Genomic DNA, 18,645 nt, shown 5'->3' with positions numbered 1-18,645 from the left:
TGGCCTCCATTGTTTCAGGAGACGAACGTCGCGCTGGCCCAGGGATCGCGCGACCGCATTCCCCTCCCACCAAACTCCCCACGGCCGTTCGTCGCGAACCCGCAGCCATTGTGGAGATATCGGGGGCGATTATGGGGGAGGGTGGAGGGGGTGGGGATTAGTTGGATAGATTGTGCCACGCCCTCGTGGTTCGAGGCTCGCAAGGGCTCACACCTCACCACGAGGGCTACTGAGGGAGTTTTCACATGGGGATGCCGTTAGAATTGCGTTGTTTCAGTAGTCCTCATGGTGAGGTGGGAGCGTAGCGACCCTCGAACCACCACGAGGACGTGGCAGGTTGGCTTCGCAACCACCTGCGGTTGCAGCCACATCTCAGGATGGGTACCGGCCTGCGCCGGTATGACACCGTTGGTGGGGCGGCATTGTGTTTGGCAAAGTGCGGTTGGCCTTGATGGTTGGATCGTCGAAACATCCAAAATTCCGCGCCGACCCACCTTGCGCCCGCCCGCCCACTTGCCTCAAATGCCGCCAAAGGGAGACCACGAACATGGCATTGCTGGCAGGCGAAAATCTCGAATACATCGACAAGAAATTCTACGATCTCGTCATCAGCACGGCGCCGATGGAGACGCTGTACGATGGTTGCCGCTGGGCCGAGGGGCCGGTCTGGTTCAACGATGGTGGCTACCTGCTATGGTCCGACATTCCCAATAACCGCATCTTGCGCTATACGCCCGACCTGGGCGTCTCTACCTTCCGCAGCCCGGCTAATTACACCAATGGGCATACCCGCGACCGTGAGGGGCGGCTGATTTCGTGCTCGCACGGCGCCCGAGCCGTGTTGCGCACCGAGCCGGATGGCACTGTGACGACGCTGGTCGACAGCTATCAGGGCAAGCGCCTCAATTCGCCCAATGACGTAGTGGTCAAGTCGGATGGCACGATCTGGTTCACCGATCCGCCGTATGGGATTTTGTCGGATTACGAAGGCTACAAGTCCGACCAGGAGCAGGAACGCTGCAACGTGTTCCGCTTCGATCCGGCCGATGGTTCGCTGACGGTAGTCGTCGACGATTTTGCCAAACCCAACGGGCTGGCCTTCTCGGCCGACGAAAGCATTCTCTACATCGCCGATACCGGCCGCAGCCACGATCCGGATTGGCCCGCCCATATCCGCCAGTTTGACGTCATGGGCGGCAAGACGCTGGCCAATGGGCGCACCTATGTCGATGTCGACACCGGCCTGCCCGATGGCTTCCGGCTCGATACCGAGGGCAATATCTGGACCAGCGCCGGCCCCTGCGTGAATGTCTACAATCCCGCCGGCGCCCTGTTGGGCCGCATCCGCACCGGCCAGGCCACGTCGAACCTGACCTTCGGCGGCGCGCGGCGCAACCGGCTGTTCATCACCTCCAGCCAGTACGTCTATTCGCTCTATGTCGGGGCGACGGGTCTGCAGCGGCCTTAGCTGAACTAGCCCTCCACCTCCAGCACGGTCAGCACATGGCGCTGGCCGTTGCGGGCGTTCCAGGTGATCGATTGGCCCTTGGTCAGCCCGATCAGGGCTGTGCCCACGGGCGTGAGCACCGAAATGCGGCCGGCCGAAATATCGGCATCGATGGGATAGACCAGCGTGACCGTGCGGTCATCGCCGTTATCGGGGCGATAGGTGACGCTCGAGCCCATGCGCACAACGGCGCCGCTCAGTTTGGCGTCGCTGACGACGCGGGCGCGATCGAGTTCATAGAGCAGGTCGTCGGCTGCGTCGGAGGTGTGGCCGATACCGGCCAGGGCAAGCGCGATGAGCTTGCGGTGGTCACCCTCCCCGACCACGAGTTTGGGGCGCAGGGTGACAGAGTTCATGCTTGGCATGATGAGAAGTCCTTGAGAATGGCAAGCCGCAGCGGTCTTGGCCGCGCTGGCTTGCAGAATGTTGATTGTTGTGAATTCGTCGGAGCGGACATACCGCTATGAGCAGCGCTAAAGCGCTGGAGAACCACCCTAAACCCGGCTTGACGTCAGCTCAGGTCTAGGGACGTGCGCCTGCGACCGGGTGTTCCCGGCGTGCAAAATCCCGCAGGTGCATTGCAAAAGCGTTCATGGCTTTAAAATAGGGAGCCCGGCCGCCTTGTCAAGCGGCGGCCGGTTTGGGCGTCAAAAGCCTACATCGTCGCGCCGACCTGCCACGGCACGAATTCGTTGTCGCCATAGCCCAAGGCTTCCGACTTGGTCGGCTCGCCCGAGGCGACCTTGAGCAGCAGATCGAAAATCTCCTGGCCCTTGTCCTCGATCGAAACGCCCTCGACGATATCGCCGCAATTGATGTCCATGTCGCCGGTCATGCGATTGTACATGTCCGAATTGGTCGCCAGCTTCACCGAAGGCACCGGCTTGCAGCCATAGGCCGAACCGCGCCCGGTGGTGAAGGCCAGAATGTTGGCGCCACCCGCCACCTGCCCGGTCGCCGAGACCGGATCGAAGCCGGGCGTGTCCATGAACACAAAACCCTTTTCGCGCACCTTCTCGGCATATTCGTAGACCGCCGTCAGCGGCGTCGTGCCGCCCTTGGCCGCCGCGCCGAGCGACTTTTCGAGAATCGTCGTCAGCCCGCCCAGCTTGTTGCCCGGCGAGGGATTGTTGTTCATCTCGCCGTGGTTGCGCTGGGTGTAGTCTTCCCACCAGTGGATGCGCGAAATCAGCTTCTCTCCGACTTCGCGGGACACCGCGCGGCGCGTCAGCAGATGTTCGGCGCCATAGATTTCGGGCGTTTCGCTGAGAATCGCCGTGCCGCCATTGCGCACCAGGATATCGGCGGCGTAGCCCAAAGCAGGATTGGCGGTGATACCCGAATAGCCGTCCGAGCCGCCGCATTGCAGCGCCAGCACCAGTTCGGACGCGTCGATGGTTTCGCGCCGCGCCTTGGCGGCCACCGGCAGCATTTCCTTCATGCGCTCGATGCCCCATTCCACGATCTTGGCGGTGCCGCCGCTTTCCTGGATCGTCATGGTCTGAAAGGTTTCGCTCTCGGTGATGCCGTACATGTCCTTCATACGACCGATCTGGAACACTTCGCAGCCCAAGCCCACCAGCATGGCGGCGCCCAGGTTCGGATTGGAGGTGTAGCCCCACTGCGTGCGCTTGAGGATGTCAAAACCCTCGCCGCGCGATTCCATGCCGCAGCCGGTGCCATGCACGAAGGGCACGACGCCGTCGATTTCGGGATAGTCATCCAAAATGCCCGAGCGATTGATGCCCTCGGCGATGAACTTGGCGACGGTCGCGGAGCAATTCACGCTGGTCAGGATGCCCACATAATTGCGCGTGCCCACCGAGCCATTGGCGCGGCGATAACCTTGGAACGTGGCGCGCTGGTCCAGCGGCACCATTTCGGGAGGCACCGCGCCTTCGGTGAAGGCATAATCATGCTTGAGGCTGCCATCGGCGCCCCCCATACCGCAATTGTGCTCATGCACCCACTCGCCGGCCGCAATATCCACGCTGGCGAAGCCGATGATCTGGCCGAACTTGACGATCGCCTCGCCGGCCCGCACTGGGCGCACGGTGAATTTGTGGCCCTTGGGCACCCGCTTGGCCACGATCCGGCCCTGCGGCGTTTCGGTGCCAGCATCCAGGTTGGCCAGGGCCACGGCGATATTGTCAGCCGGATTGAGCACCAGGGTTCTGGTTTCGGGGCGGATCATGGTTTGCGACATGGGGTGTGAACTTTCGAGTGCTGCTGCTGCCAAGGCTTTACCGCACACTCAATACCGGCCACATAGGCACCTGAGGTGCGGGCCGCCGGCTTCAATCGTGTTGTAAATCGCCACGGGTCTGACTAACATGTTAGCATGACTATGGAAGCAAGTCCCTATCGTTTTCTGGCCCGCCCCACCGCTTTGTCGCGCGGTAGCGTCACGCTCGATGTGACGGCGGCGCTGCGCCAGGCCATCGTCACCCTGGCGCTGGCGCCGGGCCAGAGCATCGACAAGACCGCGATTTGCGAGCAGCTCGGCGTCTCGCGCTTTCCGGTGAGCGAAGCGCTGGCGCGGCTGCAGGCGGAGGGGCTGGTCGATATCGCCCCGCAGCGCGGCTCCACCGTATCGCTGGTGCGCATTGCCGACGTGCGCGAATATATGCTGATCCGCAAAGGCATCGAAAGCGAAGCCCTGCGCGTGCTGATCGGCAAGCACGATGCCGAGGTCATCGAGGCGCTGCATGCCAATATGGCCGCCCAGCGTGAAGCCGCGAGCCGCGACGATGCCGAGGCGTTTCACCAGATCGACCTCGAATTCCACGACATCATCTTCCGCTCGATGAAATTCACCAAGATCAAGAACATCATCGACAGCGCCCGCGCCAATTTGGATCGCGCCCGCCGGCTGATCATCACGCCGCGCCGGCTGGCGCTGACCATTGCCGAGCACCAGGCGATCTTCGACGGTATCCTGGCGCAAGACCAGGCCCAGGCCACCAGGGCCATCCGCGCCCATATCGACGCGGTCATGGTCGAGCTGTTCGCCTTTGCGCGCGATGACCCGTCGGTGTTCGCCGATGGCGCCACTTTGGGCAGCGACAGCGACAGTTTTCCGTTCGGCTAAATCCCTGGGGACCAAAATGCTCAAGAATATTCCGCCACTGCTCGGCCCCGACCTGCTCGGCATTCTGCGCGCCATGGGTCATGGCGATGAAATCGCCATTGTCGACGCCAATTATCCCGCCGACGCGGCCGGCCCGGCTTTGGTGCGCCTCGATGGCATCAGCGCCACCGATATCCTTGAGGCCGTGCTCACACTGATGCCGCTCGACGATTTCGTCGATGAGGCCGCTATCGTCATGCAGGTGGTGGGCGACGCCAGTGCCCGCCCGCCGGTGGTCGATGAGTTCGATGCCATCGTCAAAAAGCACGAACCCAAAATGGGTGTGACGTCGCTGGAACGCTTCGCCTTCTACGACCGGGTCAAGGCCGGCTACGCCATCGTGCAGAGCGGCGAGCGTCGCCTCTACGGCAATATCCTGCTCAAGAAGGGCATTATCCGCCCGCAATAATCCCGCCAACCGAACCGATTGGCCTTTGGTCGGCCTCGACAGGCTAACATGTTAGCTTTATTGCCTGCTCACCCTCAACTGGATCTGACCTCATGAAACTCCTCCGCGTTGGCGCCAAGGGCGCTGAGAAGCCCGCCATCCTGGCCGAAGACGGCACCATCCGCGATCTCAGCGGCATTGTGGGCGATATCGGCGGCGAGACGCTGACGCCCGAAGGCCTGGCCAAGATCCGCGCCCTGGACATCGGCGTGCTGCCCAAGCTCGACGTCAATGACCGCATCGGCCCCTGCGTCGCCAATGTGGGCAAGTTCATCTGCATCGGCCTCAACTATGCCGACCATGCCGCCGAAACCGGCGCCGCCATCCCGGCCGAACCGATCATCTTCATGAAGGCCACCAGCGCCATCATCGGCCCCAATGACGATGTGATCATCCCCAAGAACTCGATCAAGCCGGACTGGGAAGTCGAACTCGGCATCATCATCGGCAAGGAAGCCCGCTACGTCGAGGAAGCCGACGCGATGGACCACGTCGCCGGCTATTGCGTCGTCAACGACGTTTCCGAGCGCCATTTCCAGACCGAGCGCGGCGGCACCTGGGACAAGGGCAAAGGCAGCGATACGTTTGGCCCCATCGGCCCCTGGATGGTGACGCGCGACGAAGTCGCCGATCCGCAGAACCTGTCCATGTGGCTCGAAGTCGACGGCCACCGCTACCAGAACGGCTCCACCAAGACGATGATCTTCGGCGTCGCCACCGTGGTCGCCTATGTCAGCCAGTTCATGAGCCTGCAGCCCGGCGACATCATCTCCACCGGCACCCCTCCGGGCGTCGGCATGGGCATCAAGCCGAACCCGGTCTGGCTCAAGCCCGGCAACGTCATGCGCCTGGGCATCGAAGGGCTGGGCGAACAGCGCCAGCTGACGAAGGCGTATAGCGCGTAAGCACTAATATTGCAGTCGTCTCCCTCCCCCTCGCGGGGAGGGATCAAGGGTGGGGGGATGTTTAGCCCTGATTATGAAATCGTGGCTCCGAACACCCCCACCCATCCTCCCCCGTCACGGGGGAGGAGCCGCATCGAGTTTGCGGCACCGCCTTCTATCGCCGTGTCCTTGATTGGGATCGCCCCAACGCTTAAGGCCTTTTGGCCACCATATCGATCTCGACCAGCGCCCCCACCGCCAGCGCGGTAACCCCGATCGTGGTGCGCGCAGGCAATTTCCCTGCCTCGAAGAAGCTGGGCCACAGGGCATTGAGCCCGCCATAATCCCGCTCGAACGCCGTCAGGTAAATCCGCGCCATGGTCATGTGCTCGAAGCCCAGCCCGATACCCGCCAGCACCACGCGCAGATTCTCCATCACACGCCGCGTCTGCGCTTCGATTCCCTCGGGCAGGGGCGCATCGGGCGCCGCGGGGTCGGTCGGCATCTGGCCGGTAATGAAGACCCAGCCATCCGCCTCCACCGCGTGGGAAAACGGCGCAACCGGCCGCGGGCCTGACGCAATCATGTGGTGAACTAGCGACATAGTGACGACCTCCAACTGGCAGTGCTTGCCAGCGTGGTCATGCTACAGCAATGTGCGGCCATGGGTGAAGGACCGGCGTATGCCGAGCACGAACCCGGATCGGCTCATCAGGGGAACCACCGGGCATGGACTTTCTGCACTCTATCACCGAGATGATCAGCAACATCATGCTGTCGGTTTCGAGCAATTACTGGCTGTTCGTCTTCCTGGTCTTTCTCGTCTGCGTTGGCGAGGCTGTGTTCATCCTCGGCCTGCTGGTTCCATCACTGCCTATCCTGCTGCTGGTCGGCGGCCTGATCACTACACAGCATCTCAATTTCTGGCCGATTTTTCTTGCGGCCAGCCTGGGCGGCATTGTGGGCGACGCCATCAGCTACTGGATCGGTTTCCTGCTCAAGGACCGCATCAAAACGATGTGGCCGTTCACCAATTACCTGCCGCTGATTGCCCGCGGCGAAGACTTTTTCACCAAGCACGGCGGCAAGGCGATCTTCATCGGCCGCTTCATTACCGGCCTCAAGGCCGTGGTCCCGGGCATTGCCGGCATGCTTGGCATGAAATGGGCTTATTTCACGATCATCAACGTCATCTCGGCTTTCATCTGGGCGGCGTCGCACATCCTGCCGGGCATGTACCTGACCCAGTGGCTGCAATCGATCGGCCTCAGCCTTGAGCTGGTGATCCTGTTCGGCGCTGTCATCTTGGCTGCACTGTTTGGCCTTATTCACTACCATCGCGCCATCCTGCTGGCTCTGGCGCCTTATCTCGGTGGCTTCGGGCGCTCCATTGAAAGCCGCTGGCGCAAACCCGATGTCCCGCACTGACCCCAGAGCGGACGATGGTGACCCTGGACCGATGTTTGATGTTTTTCACGCGATCTCGGACTACTTCTCCGTCGTCCTCGATGCCATCTCGGGCAATTTCTGGCTGACCTTCGCCTTCATCTTCTGCGTCGCCATCGCCGAGGCCGTGTTTGTTCTCGGCATCTTCATACCCTCCACACCGGTTTTGTTGCTGACGGGTGGGCTCATCGCCGAGGGCCGCCTGCCATTTTGGGAGGTGTACTTCGCCGCTGTAGTCGGCGCCGTGATCGGCGATGCGATCTCCTACGGCATCGGCCATCTGCTCAAGGACACCATCCGCACGGTCTGGCCGTTCAAGTATCACACCGAACTCATTGCCAAGGGCGAGGCCTTCTTCGCCAAGCACGGCGGCAAGAGCGTGTTCATCGGCCGCTTCATCCCCGGCGTCAAAGCCGTGATCCCCAGTGTCGCCGGCATCATGGGCATGGACTACCGCTTCTTTTCCCTCATCAATATCAGCTCGGCTTTTGTGTGGGCCGCTGCCCATATCCTGCCCGGCATGCTGCTGACTGCCTGGCTCAAGTCCATCGGCCTGTCGCTGGAACTGGTGATCGTGGTGGGCACGCTGGTCCTGGTCGCGCTGTTCCTGCTGTTGCATTACTACCGTGCCATCCTGCTGGCCCTCGCCCCCTGGCTCGGCAGCTTCGGCAAATCCATCCAGGCGCGTTGGGGCAAGACCGACATCGCCCACTAGAGCGATCAGGGTTCACAAACTCCTGTCTTGCCGCGGGCTGCAATTGGCGGCAAGCTCAGACCATGCGCATCTGGATCGCCCGCTATCCGGCCGTCATCACAGCCCTGCTAGGGCCGCTGCTGGCGCTTTTGTTGCTGCTGGCGCCCGCGAGTGCCCAGAGCGCCGACAACCCCGTTCTCGATAATCTGTTCGCTCAGCTCCGCGTCGCCCCTGATGCGACCAGCGCCAAGGCCATCGGCCAGCAAATCTGGACCCAGTGGCTGACCCCGCCCGACGAGGCGCTTGCCGCTCGCATGCAGCAGGCGGTGCACAAGCTGGCGCTCGATCCCGCGGGCGCACTCGAGGCGTTTGAGGCTATCGTCAACGATTACCCGGACTATGCCGAGGCCTGGAACCAGCTCGCCACCGCCCATTACTTGCAGGGTGATTACACCACCTCGTTGAGCGATATCGACAAGGTCCTGGCGCTCGAACCGCGCCATTTCGGCGCCCTGTCGGGACGCGCCATGATTTATCTGCGGCAGGGCAAGCGGGCCCTGGCGCTCAAGGATATGTCCGCGGCTTCGGCCCTGCATCCATTCCTGGCTGAGCGCGCGCTATTCCCCGAACTACTGCAAGGCGTAACGCACATCTAGGGGTTGCGCGGCGCCTCGTGCAGACCGACATTGTGCTCAGTCGAACGCTCGGGACCACGCATCATGACCACTGCCGATATCACAGTCATCCGCCAGGATAGTGCCACTCGCGGCCGCTATATGGTCGACCTGGCGCCCGGCGTCGAGGCCGAAATGACCTATCGCAAGACCCCTTCCGGCGTGATGAGCATCGACCATACCGGCGTGCCGTCCGAATTCGGCGGGCGCGGTGTGGCGGCGAAACTGGTCAACGCCGCCATCGCTGACGCCCGCGCCGAAGGCTTCAAGATCGAGCCGCTGTGCTCCTATGTCGAAGCCCAGTTCCGTCGTCACCCCGAATGGGCGGACCTGCGTGCTTAACTGCCGTACCGCACGGAATCCGAGCTTTCCGACATGATGTCGCTCAGGCTTTCCCACGGCACCACGATGGTGGGCGCGCCATACGCATAGGCGGCAACCTCATAGGGCTCGAACTGGATGGTCAGCCCGTAATCGCTGCCAAAGCTCCAGCGGCTTGGGTCGGTGATGATGGCGCCGAGGTCCTCGACGCCGTCGAGCTGCAGATTGTCGCCATGCTCGCGCTTGAGTTCGGTGGTGGCGATATCGGTCAGCGTCTTTTCCCAACCGTCGCCCGCAAAGATATCGCCGGCCTCCATCGCGCGCTTCCGCCCCAGCAGATAGTGGGCATAGGTGATGCCCCAATTGCTGTGTGCCGCGCCGTGGCCGAACCAGTTGGTCATGACCTTGAGCGTCACCCGCGTGCCGACCACTTCGGACAGTGTGATGTCCACCGTGGTATCGCTCTGCGCGTCGCTCATCGTGTCGCCACCCTCATCGGTGATGGAGCCCGAGACGCTCGCGACGGTGTCGCTGATGAAGCTGTCGAAACCCGCGGCCTCGCTTTTGTCTCCGTCCAGCACCGGATAGGTGAGCTGGTGGGTTGCGACCTTCCAATAGGACGTCGGATCATCCACCGCGTCCGGATCGGGTAACGCACTATAGCGGCTGGACACGGCAAAGCGGCGTCCGCCCAGCATCCGGCTCTGTTCCAGAACGCCCGTTCGGGTGGCAAAGGCCAGACCCAGGCACTCGATCTGGTTGTCGGTGTAGGTATCGAAATCCGACAGTGGCTCGGCATTATCGGTGCAGGATTTTGCGGCGAAGTCGAGCCAAGCGCGCTGCTCGGCCCGCATCGCGGTAACCGCCGGCTTGCTGAGCCCGCCGATAGCGGTGGCAAAGGCCACGGCCAGCGTATCGTCATCCGCCGACAGTTTTGGATTGTCGCAGATGGCCTTCTCGAAGGCCGTTGTTGCCTTGCTGCAATCAAAGCTCGCCGCACTTGCCGGCCCCGCCACAGCCAATGCCAGCAACAGCAGCATCGCGCCCAATATCGTCCGCATCATTGCCGTCTCCTCAGATTAACCAGTGTCAGGGGCGCGCGATAGCATCCGCATCGGCGGCCAGATAGTCGCGCAGCCGCCCCCAGGCCACGCTCACCGCCGGACTACCGGGCATCACTTCCTGATCCTCGAACTGCACCATCAGCCCCGCGCGGGTAAAACTCCAGCGCTGCGGATCGGTGGCGAATGGCATCATCGTTTCGGCATCATAGGTGATCTCGCCATCCCGCAGATCGACACTGGCGCGCTCGGCGACGAGGTCCGCCAGCGCGGTGCCCCAACGCTTGCCCTGGAAGATGTCTGTGACTTCGAGCGGCCGTTCTTCCCCGGTCAGGAAATGAAAATTGCCCAGGCTGGAATTGGCGTGGGCCGCGCCATGGCCGTACCATTCCAGCCCTAGTTCCACGCTGATGCGCCTGGCGTTGACGCTGCCCAGCGTCATCAGGAAATCATTGTCCTCATTGGCTACGCTGTCGTCCATCTGCGTGCCGGCAAAGTCGGTGTACTCGCCCGTATAGTCCTCGGTGACCTGCCGCATATAGGCGTTGAAGGCATTGGCCAAGCTGTCATTGCCGTCCATGCGCAAGCTCGACACCACCTTGAGGCCCAGCTTGAACCGTCCGCCATCGGGGTCGGGCAATGCCTCATAAGTGTCGGCGGTGAAAAACCGCATGCCGCCCACCATGCGGCTCTGCTCCAGCACCTTGAGCCGCGCATCGTAGAGGCGCTGCAGGCATTGTTGCCGTTCCACCGCGGCACTGTCCTCGCCCGGCAGATATTGGTCCGAACAGACCGTATCGGTGAAATCCAGCCAGTCGCGCTGCCCTTTGCGCGTGACGATTTCGGCCTCTTCGGTCAGCCCCGAAATCGCCCCCACATAGGCCAGCGCCATCACGTCATCGGCGTGCGATAAAGCCGGATCGGCGCAGATCGCCTTTTCAATGGGCGTTGCGGCCTTGGTGCAATCGAAACTCGCCGCCTGGGCGGCCGGCAACAGTGTCAGGAAAGCCAGCAGGGCAATGACAGAGCGCATCGCAAACTCCCAGGGTCGCGCCAGCGTGTAATCGGGGACTTCTGAATACCGCCTGAACGCCCGGCAGCCTAGACGATTCCCAGCCTGGCCTTGTCGATAGACGCAGTATCGGAATCGAAAATCACGACCTTGTTGCGGCCCTGCTCCTTGGCCATGTAGAGCGCCGCGTCGGCCATGTCGGTGGTGGTTTCCAGCGTCTCACCCGCTTCGGCAATACAGGCCCCGACGCTGATCGTGACCATGACCGGACGCCCATCGGGCAACGTCACCGGCGCCTCGCACACCTGGGCCGTCAAGCCATAGGCCATGGCGCGCAATGCGGCTGGCGCGCTGTCGACCAGCACCACGACGAATTCGTCGCCGCCCCAGCGCGCGCAGTGATTGCCTAGCCCGCTCGCCAACTGGATGCGCCGGGCGATTTCCTGCACCACCACGTCGCCGGCGGCATGGCCATAGGTGTCGTTGATGGTCTTGAAGCGATCGATATCGACCAGCAGCAGCCCATGCGCCCGGTCGCGCGGCAATTCCTGATAAATCGCCATGAAGCCGCGCCGATTGGCGATGCCGGTCTGCCCGTCCTTGAACGCCAGCCGTTCCAACTCCTCGGTGCGCGCCCGCACCCGCGCTTCCAGCTCCTGGGTGTGTTGCCCAACCGCCTTGGCCATCTGCACGAATGCCGTCGACAACCGCCCGATCTCGTCCTGGCGATCATCGGCCAGCGCCGCGGCAGCCGCATAATCGCCGCCTCGCGCCAGATCGACCGCCGCTTCCAGCCGCCCGACGCGGTCCACCACCTGCCGCTTGAACACCAGCGTGATCACCAGCGCCACCAGCGCCATCATGGCGGCCAGCAGCAGGCCCACCGGCAGGAACAGGCGCTTGTCGATGATGGTGTCGATATCCATCAGCGTCACATTGTACCAGCCGAGCTTGTCGAGATAGCCGACGCCGACCAGCACCGACTTGCCGCCGATCTGCATGAACTGCGATTTGACCAGTGCGTTGCCGGCCGAAACCTCGTTCATCATGGTCTGCAGCACGATGGCGTCGTCCGGCCGGTCGAGCATGGCGAACACCGTCTTGCGATCGGTCATCTCGCGCGTCAGGCTGTGGTAATCCACCAGGTTCTGGTCGCGATGGGCCTGCACCGCACCATTGTGATCGACGAACATCGCCACCACGCCAACCTGGGGCACGTTGACCACTTCGCGGATGAACGCCGACAGATCGATGCCGGTACCCAGAATGCCCAGCACCTTGCGACCCTCGCGGATCACGCAGTTCATCCACACCTTGGTGACGCGCAGCGTGTCGTCATTGTCGACATTGAGGTGGCAACCCTGGCCCAAAGCGGCCGTATTGTAATACCAACCGTCGCGCGGATTGTTGGGGTCCAGCGTGTAGCGGTACTGGTTGCCCGCATAGGCATTGCTGGCATCGTTGAAATAGTAATTGCCCGAGGCGCCGATGACGAAGAAATAGCTCTTGTCGGTGAACGACTGCCGGTAATGCTCGAGCTCGGCGATGGCGCGACGGCGCTTGTCCGGATCGGTTTCGTCCACCGCCAGTCGCGGATCGCCTGCGTGCCGGCCAGGGTTTCGGCCAGGGACACTTCCCGCGTCAGCGCTTCGAGCCCACGAAAGCGATCGTAGAGGATCTGTTTTTCAGCAAACAGGGTGCCCAGCTGGATCACCGTCGAATTGACGATCCAGGAAAATGCCGCATAGGCCGGCACCGCTACCGCCACAAAGCCGAGCAGTACCAGCACCAGCACGCGTGTCCGCAAGCTCGCGGAAATTCGCCCCCTCAGGCCGTCGATTTTCGCGCTCCATCAATAGGTAAGGTCAGCGCAACCAAAGCGATACCTGTTCGCCATTGTTAGGGGACACCCATCTAAAGATCATTAACAAAGTGCTGCCGGAATTTTGAACCTGACCGCATGGGCCCGCGTTTGCTCTCCAACCATGAGGAGGAGCCGATGAGCGAGTTGCAAACCAAAGCCCGCGCGCTGTTCGAGGCCTATGGGGCGCGCAGTGACGCCGCACTGCAAAATCCGCCGCGCGAGGATATCGACGGCATGGTGGCGAGCTTCGCGCCCTTCTTCGTCGAATCCAGTCCCAAGGGGGTGATGGGCGGCGCCAATGACGACAAATTCCGCGCCGCCCTCGCTCCCGGCTTCGCCCACTACCGCGATGTCGGCGGCAAGCATATGACCATCACCAACCTGGTGATCACCGAGCTCGATGACCTGCACGCCATCGCCCACGTCGATTGGAACTTCGCTTACATCAACAAGGCTGGGGTGAGCGGCCACGTGGCTTTCCGCAACCTCTATTTCGTCACCATCGCCAGTGGCGACGCCGAGATTTTCGCCTACATCACCCCCGACGAGGAACAGGCCATGCGCGATCACGGCCTGGTTTGACTTTGCTAGGCGGCAGCCACCACTGACCCAACAAACCGCTGCGTCTCGCGCAATTCCTCTTGCCGCAGTTCATGCCCGCCATCGTGCCAGAGCAGGTTTGCTGCTGCGCCTTGTCCGACGAAATAGTCCGCCAATTGCTGCGTCGCCGCGGCGGGTGCAATCGGATCGCGCTTGCCCGCCGTGATCAGCACGTTGCGTCCCTTGAGGCCTGGCGCCGGGGCGGGCTGGAACGGGATCAGCGGATGCATCAGCACTGCAGCGTCGAACAGCTCCGGCGCCGCGAACTGCGCCGCGGCCAGAATATTGGCGCCATTGGAATAGCCCAGCCCGATCACTCGGGATGGCTGGCTTTCGGCAATCCGTGCCTTGACGAATTCAACCATCGTGCCGGTCCGCAGCGCCAGGTCCGCCATGTCGTAGCGGCCCTCGCCGGTGCGGCGGAAATAGCGGAGCGCCCCACCCTCGGACACGTCACCGCGCGGCGCCACGATCCGCCCGCCGGGCAGCAGTTCGCCGCCAAGGTCAAAAAACTGGTTCTCGTCCCCGCCAGTGCCATGGAACACGAACAGCAGCGGCGCCCCCGCCTCGCCCTTGGCTTCGCGATAAACATAGTCAGACATGGCGGCCTCCTGCATTGCGTTGACCGTGATATCGGGCAAACGGCATCCACCACAATCGGACCCATGCGTCACGCACTGTTGCCAATTGCTTGACAATGGAACGCCGCGCGTTGTCATGCCACATGATCCGTGCATGATAGCGCCATGTTCCTGTCCATTTTCGACGTCTTCAAGATCGGTATCGGCCCATCGAGTTCCCACACCATGGGTCCGATGACCGCCGCCAACCGGTTCCTCGATGAACTCAAATCGGGCGACTGGCCCCGCGCGGCCCGTGCCCGTCCGGCGGCGCTCACCGCGAGCCTGCACGGCTCACTGGCGTTTACGGGCATCGGCCACGGCACCGGCCGTGCGGTCATTCTGGGTCTCTGCGGTGAAAACCCGCGCCAGATCGATCCCGACGCGATGGATGCCAAGATCGCCGCGGTCGAGGCCACCGGCATGGTCCATCCGCCCGGCCACGACGCTTATCGGTTCCTGCCGACCCGCGATCTGGTGTTCGACAAGCGCAATCCTCTGCCCGGGCATCCCAATGGCCTGCAATTCACCGCGCTCGACACCGACGGCCAATTGCTGCTGCGGCGCATCTATTATTCGATCGGCGGCGGCTTCGTCGTCACCGATGCCGAGCTGGACGCCGTCAAGGGTGCCTCCCCCGCGCAGGCCGACGTGCCCTACCCGTTTGCCCATGCCAAAGACATGCTGGCCATGGCCGCTGCGTCCGGCCTATCCATCGCCGCCATGAAGCGCGCCAACGAGGAGGCCAGCCGCTCGCGTAAAACCCTCGATGACGGCATCGACGAAATCTGGTCGGTCATGGCCACCTGCATCGACCGGGGCCTCGAACAATCCGGCATTATGCCAGGCGGCCTCAACGTCAAGCGCCGCGCCAAGGCCATCGTGGCCCAGCTCGATGCCCAATGGCAGCGCAACGAGATCACCCCGCTGATGGCCAATGACTGGCTCAGCGTCTACGCGATGGCGGTCAACGAGGAGAACGCCGCTGGCGGTCGCGTCGTCACCGCGCCCACCAATGGCGCCGCTGGGGTCATCCCCGCCGTGCTGCGTTATTTCATCAAATTCGACGCCCGCGCCAATACGTCCACCATCCGCGATTATCTGCTGACCGCCGCCGCCATCGGCGGCATCATCAAGCATAATGCCTCGATTTCGGGCGCCGAAGTGGGCTGCCAGGGCGAAGTCGGCTCCGCCTCGGCCATGGCCGCCGCCGGTCTCTGCGCGGTCATGGGCGGCACTCCGACCCAGGTTGAAAACGCCGCCGAAATTGCGCTGGAGCACCATCTGGGCATGACCTGCGATCCGGTCGCGGGCCTGGTGCAGATCCCCTGCATCGAACGCAACGCCTTCGGCGCCGTCAAGGCCGTCACCGCTGCCTCGCTTGCCCTCAAGGGCGACGGCACCCATGCGGTGCCGCTCGACGCCTGTATCGAAACCATGCGCCAGACCGGCATGGACATGTCCGAGCGCTACAAGGAAACCAGCCTTGCGGGTCTCGCCGTCAATGTGGTGGCGTGCTGAGACTGTCTGCGTTTCGGCGCAGCGCGATCAGATAGCCGAGCAGCAGGACAAACAACACCGTCTGCGGCAAGACCCCGAACATCGCATTGGTCAGGCCGAGGAGCAGATAGCCCGTGGCCAGCATCGCACTGCCCAGCGCCACGACGCGATCGGTGGGCTTGGCATTGCCGAAGTGTAGATTCGCCAGCGGCGCGGCTATAATCAGCCCATAGGCGAGGAGCCCAAACAGCCCCCCAAGCGCCGCGAAATCGGCGATATCGCTGTGCAGGTGCTCGAGGGTCGCCATTTCGGGAAACCCCGGCGAGGCGGCTCGGGCCAGATCGAGGATCTGACCGAACCCCTGCCCAAAAATCGGCGAATCCAGAAACTGTTGCAGCGCCGACTTGTACATGGCGACCCGGATTGCATCGGGTGGTGCGGCAGATGCGACATCGACCGCCGCCGCCGTCCCCGTCGAACCCGCTAAGGCATTTTGCGCGACTTGCGTCAGCTCGCCGAACGCCGTCATCGCGCGCATGGACGAACCGAAGGTCAGCGCCAGTGCCGGTACGCCCAACACCATGACCGCGATCGCCAACAGCAGCGCCCAATCGCGGCGATACCAGAAAATCAGCATCGGCATACTGGCTACCGCCATAGCCATGCCGCCCAGCAGCGGCCCGCGCGACCCCGACAGGACAGCCGCCAGCATGCCGGCAATCGGTCCGAGGAAGAACAACACGCGCCATGGCGAGCGCCCGACGCAGATGCCCGTCAGCGCCATGAAACCCAGCAGCACCGCGATGCCGCCATAATGGATGGGATTGTTCCCCACCTCCACGCGTGCGCCCCCGGTCGCGATATATTCGGACAGCCCGAGCAACACGGCGGCAACGGCCCCAAACAGACACAGGAGCGGCAAAGCGAAGGGCCGCAATAGGGTCTGGTTCCGCGTCAGCAGGTACGCGACGCCGGGAACCACGAGGAACGGCGCCAGGGCCAGGATCGGCAACACGTCCGCGGAGCCGCGATAGACAAACGGCAGGGTCAGCGCCAGCAGGACCAGCGCCAGCAGCAGCATCCACCATTGCCGCGCCGCCAATATCGCGTCGCGATGGACGATGGCGGCGATCAGGCCGGCCGCTCCGGCGATCAGCACGATGTAATCGGCCACATGCGGCGCAATATCCGCAAACACCAGGCCGGAAACCACCAGCACGCTGGCGAGCAGCGCGAGAATGCCGTATTCCTGCCGCTCCATCGCCGCTTAAGCCAGCTTGACCGAAATCGTGCCCAATGCGCCCAGCGTGGCGCTCACGGCCCCGCTCGACTGCTTCAGCGGCTCGTTGAGGCGCGAGCCGGTGATGATGATCTGCCCCTTGCGCAGGCCACCCTGACGCAGCGACCCTTCATTGGCCAGCCAGACCAGCGAATCGATGACCACCTCGAGCGAAACGCCGGTCTCGGCCTCGAACGCCCCGTGGGCCATCGTCAGCGTCAGCTTGAGATCGGCAAGGCTCAGCCCCTGCCAATCGCTCACCATGGCGCCGGTGACCACGCCGGAATTGACCTGCAGGTCCCCCACATTCAGCAGCCTGGGCACATCATAGCCCGGCGCAAATCGCGTGCCGATGATTTCGAATGCCGGAAGGAAACCCTCGATCGCAGCAATCACCTCGTCGCGCGAATAGCCGCCCTCCCGCGCCAGCAGGTCGCTGCCCAGTTTAACGGCCACTTCCACCTCGACCAGCGTGGCCATCAGGTCGGCCACATTGAGCGTGGTGCCGGAGTTGAAAAACGAATGCGCCAGGATCGGCGAGATCATCGGCACCGGCGCGCTGCCGGACGCGATCTTCCAGCCGCCCACTTCGCCTTCCAGCGCGATGATCTCGTCCTGGATCGCATAGGCGGCCGCGAGATTCTGGGGAATCAATGCCTCAGGAAAGGTCACGAGCCGTTCGCCGGTCCGCCGCACGCGCGACAGCAGGAGGGCGGCCTGGGCGGCGCTGGCATTGGTCATGGCGTTTCCTTCTTGAATTCTGGCGATCAGGCTGACGCCGTTGTGACCGCACGCAGGGCTAAAGTCCACCCCGGCGCGCCGGACTGGTGTCTCACTTATTGACGATATCGGGCCGAAAAGCGTTCGCGCGAAGCCTCGATATGGGCGGTCATCGCCGCCTGCGCGCCCACGCTATCGCGCTGCCGGAGCGCCGACACGAGGCGTTTGTGTTCGTCCAGCGCCTCCGCCGTCACCCGCGCATTGAACACCAGGCGGAACAGATGCACGTGGGTATGCAGCCGCGCCAGCGCGTCCATCACCAGCCGGTTGCCGGTGCTGGCGGTGATCTGGTCGTGGAACGCCATGTCGAGCTGGGCAAACTGCGCATAGGCGCCCAGCCCCTCGTTCTTGGCGAGGCCACCCATATCCGCGCACAGGCCCTCCAACTGGCCGATGACTGCGTCGGGCATTAGCTGCGCCGCCTTGGCGGCCGCGAATGGCTCCAGCAGCAGCCGCAATTCATAGAGATCGTTGAACTGGGCGGCGCTCAATTGCGGCGCGGCGCTATAGCCCACCAGATGCGTCTTGACCACGAGGCCTTCGCTATCCAGCCGCGCCAGCGCCTCGCGGATCGGCGTCTGCGAAACCCCGAGTTCGCGCGCCAGCGCATCGACCGAAATCTTGGCGCCGGGCGCTATCTCCAGCGCCATGATGCGCGAAAAGATCGCGCTATAAACCTCGTCGCCCAGCCGCGCCGGCCGCCGCAACAATCCCGCCACTGCGCTTGGAACCGCCATTATCGAGCCGCCTGGTCGCGCAAACGTCGCAGCGAGTCCCATACCCCATCGGCCACGCGCGCATGCTCTGGCGGCACGCCCGCGCCGG

Annotated in this window: 20 protein-coding genes; 10 read left to right on the top strand and 10 right to left on the bottom strand. The window is 63.2% G+C overall.

All coding sequences use genetic code 11. The features are described from left to right. The first annotated feature begins 547 nt into the window (after positions 1–547). On the top strand, positions 548–1,468 hold the full coding sequence (locus JWR51_RS09485; protein ID WP_299746699.1) for an SMP-30/gluconolactonase/LRE family protein: 921 nt from the start codon (positions 548–550) through the stop codon (positions 1,466–1,468). 5 nt (positions 1,469–1,473) lie between these two features. Here JWR51_RS09485 and rnk read toward each other — a convergent pair whose 3' ends face one another. After that, a complete protein-coding gene (gene rnk / locus JWR51_RS09480; protein WP_299746696.1) occupies positions 1,474–1,872 on the bottom strand; it encodes a nucleoside diphosphate kinase regulator in 399 nt (132 codons plus the stop codon). Positions 1,873–2,162: 290 nt separating this feature from the next. Then, positions 2,163–3,701 carry an altronate dehydratase family protein gene (locus tag JWR51_RS09475; RefSeq protein ID WP_299746701.1) on the bottom strand — a complete coding sequence of 513 codons (1,539 nt, stop codon included), beginning with the start codon at positions 3,699–3,701 and terminating at the stop codon, positions 2,163–2,165. Positions 3,702–3,848: 147 nt separating this feature from the next. Between JWR51_RS09475 and JWR51_RS09470 the strand changes: the two genes are divergently transcribed. From JWR51_RS09470 to JWR51_RS09460, 3 genes are all read left to right on the top strand, one after another. Continuing rightward, positions 3,849–4,598, top strand: coding sequence for a GntR family transcriptional regulator (locus tag JWR51_RS09470; RefSeq protein WP_299746693.1), 750 nt, complete (start codon positions 3,849–3,851; stop codon positions 4,596–4,598). Between the two features lie 16 nt (positions 4,599–4,614). Next, on the top strand, positions 4,615–5,046 hold the full coding sequence (locus tag JWR51_RS09465; RefSeq protein WP_299746690.1) for an RbsD/FucU domain-containing protein: 432 nt from the start codon (positions 4,615–4,617) through the stop codon (positions 5,044–5,046). A gap of 92 nt (positions 5,047–5,138) precedes the next feature. Then, the gene (locus JWR51_RS09460; RefSeq protein WP_299746687.1) at positions 5,139–5,990 is read left to right on the top strand and encodes a fumarylacetoacetate hydrolase family protein; all 852 of its coding nucleotides are present in this window, start codon (positions 5,139–5,141) and stop codon (positions 5,988–5,990) included. 190 nt (positions 5,991–6,180) lie between these two features. Here JWR51_RS09460 and JWR51_RS09455 read toward each other — a convergent pair whose 3' ends face one another. After that, positions 6,181–6,573 (bottom strand): RidA family protein, encoded by a 393-nt coding sequence (locus JWR51_RS09455; protein ID WP_299746684.1) that lies wholly within the window; start codon positions 6,571–6,573, stop codon positions 6,181–6,183. Positions 6,574–6,698: 125 nt separating this feature from the next. Between JWR51_RS09455 and JWR51_RS09450 the strand changes: the two genes are divergently transcribed. The 4 genes from JWR51_RS09450 (at position 6,699) to JWR51_RS09435 (ending at position 9,125) form a co-directional block, all read left to right on the top strand. Next, on the top strand, positions 6,699–7,397 hold the full coding sequence (locus JWR51_RS09450) for a DedA family protein (RefSeq protein ID WP_299746681.1): 699 nt from the start codon (positions 6,699–6,701) through the stop codon (positions 7,395–7,397). 31 nt (positions 7,398–7,428) lie between these two features. Further along, positions 7,429–8,130, top strand: a complete 702-nt coding sequence (locus tag JWR51_RS09445; RefSeq protein ID WP_299746678.1) for a DedA family protein — start codon at positions 7,429–7,431, stop codon at positions 8,128–8,130. Between the two features lie 62 nt (positions 8,131–8,192). After that, entirely contained in the window at positions 8,193–8,765 is a 573-nt protein-coding gene (locus tag JWR51_RS09440) for a tetratricopeptide repeat protein (RefSeq protein ID WP_299746675.1), read from the top strand. 63 nt (positions 8,766–8,828) lie between these two features. Continuing rightward, the gene (locus JWR51_RS09435; protein WP_299746672.1) at positions 8,829–9,125 is read left to right on the top strand and encodes a GNAT family N-acetyltransferase; all 297 of its coding nucleotides are present in this window, start codon (positions 8,829–8,831) and stop codon (positions 9,123–9,125) included. Here JWR51_RS09435 and JWR51_RS09430 read toward each other — a convergent pair. The 3 genes from JWR51_RS09430 to JWR51_RS09420 form a co-directional block, all read right to left on the bottom strand. Next, the gene (locus JWR51_RS09430) at positions 9,122–10,168 is read right to left on the bottom strand and encodes a DUF3298 domain-containing protein (RefSeq protein WP_299746669.1); all 1,047 of its coding nucleotides are present in this window, start codon (positions 10,166–10,168) and stop codon (positions 9,122–9,124) included. The genes JWR51_RS09435 and JWR51_RS09430 overlap by 4 nt on opposite strands. A gap of 25 nt (positions 10,169–10,193) precedes the next feature. Next, entirely contained in the window at positions 10,194–11,198 is a 1,005-nt protein-coding gene (locus JWR51_RS09425) for a lysozyme inhibitor LprI family protein (RefSeq protein WP_299746666.1), read from the bottom strand. Positions 11,199–11,266: 68 nt separating this feature from the next. Continuing rightward, complete coding sequence (locus JWR51_RS09420) at positions 11,267–12,760, bottom strand: diguanylate cyclase (protein ID WP_299746663.1); 1,494 nt, start codon at positions 12,758–12,760, stop codon at positions 11,267–11,269. A gap of 416 nt (positions 12,761–13,176) precedes the next feature. Between JWR51_RS09420 and JWR51_RS09415 the strand changes: the two genes are divergently transcribed. Next, positions 13,177–13,623, top strand: a complete 447-nt coding sequence (locus JWR51_RS09415) for a hypothetical protein (protein WP_299746660.1) — start codon at positions 13,177–13,179, stop codon at positions 13,621–13,623. Between the two features lie 5 nt (positions 13,624–13,628). Here JWR51_RS09415 and JWR51_RS09410 read toward each other — a convergent pair whose 3' ends face one another. Continuing rightward, complete coding sequence (locus tag JWR51_RS09410) at positions 13,629–14,243, bottom strand: alpha/beta hydrolase (RefSeq protein WP_299746658.1); 615 nt, start codon at positions 14,241–14,243, stop codon at positions 13,629–13,631. Positions 14,244–14,387: 144 nt separating this feature from the next. Here JWR51_RS09410 and JWR51_RS09405 point away from each other — a divergent pair, with 144 nt between their 5' ends. Beyond that, the gene (locus tag JWR51_RS09405) at positions 14,388–15,782 is read left to right on the top strand and encodes an L-serine ammonia-lyase (protein ID WP_299746655.1); all 1,395 of its coding nucleotides are present in this window, start codon (positions 14,388–14,390) and stop codon (positions 15,780–15,782) included. Here JWR51_RS09405 and JWR51_RS09400 read toward each other — a convergent pair. The 3 genes from JWR51_RS09400 to JWR51_RS09390 all read right to left on the bottom strand — a co-directional run bounded on the left by JWR51_RS09400 (position 15,763) and on the right by JWR51_RS09390 (position 18,557). Next, complete coding sequence (locus JWR51_RS09400) at positions 15,763–17,022, bottom strand: O-antigen ligase family protein (protein WP_299746652.1); 1,260 nt, start codon at positions 17,020–17,022, stop codon at positions 15,763–15,765. The two genes, JWR51_RS09405 and JWR51_RS09400, sit on opposite strands and share 20 nt — an antisense overlap. A gap of 6 nt (positions 17,023–17,028) precedes the next feature. Further along, positions 17,029–17,781, bottom strand: coding sequence for a hypothetical protein (locus tag JWR51_RS09395; RefSeq protein ID WP_299746649.1), 753 nt, complete (start codon positions 17,779–17,781; stop codon positions 17,029–17,031). Positions 17,782–17,876: 95 nt separating this feature from the next. After that, positions 17,877–18,557 carry a GntR family transcriptional regulator gene (locus JWR51_RS09390; protein WP_299746646.1) on the bottom strand — a complete coding sequence of 227 codons (681 nt, stop codon included), beginning with the start codon at positions 18,555–18,557 and terminating at the stop codon, positions 17,877–17,879. Between the last annotated feature and the right edge of the window lie 88 nt (positions 18,558–18,645).

The organism is Devosia sp., assembly GCF_028290625.1.
Taxonomy (GTDB): domain Bacteria; phylum Pseudomonadota; class Alphaproteobacteria; order Rhizobiales; family Devosiaceae; genus Devosia.
The sequence above is the reverse complement of the archived record's forward strand: the minus strand, read 5'-3'. Positions and strand labels throughout refer to the sequence as shown.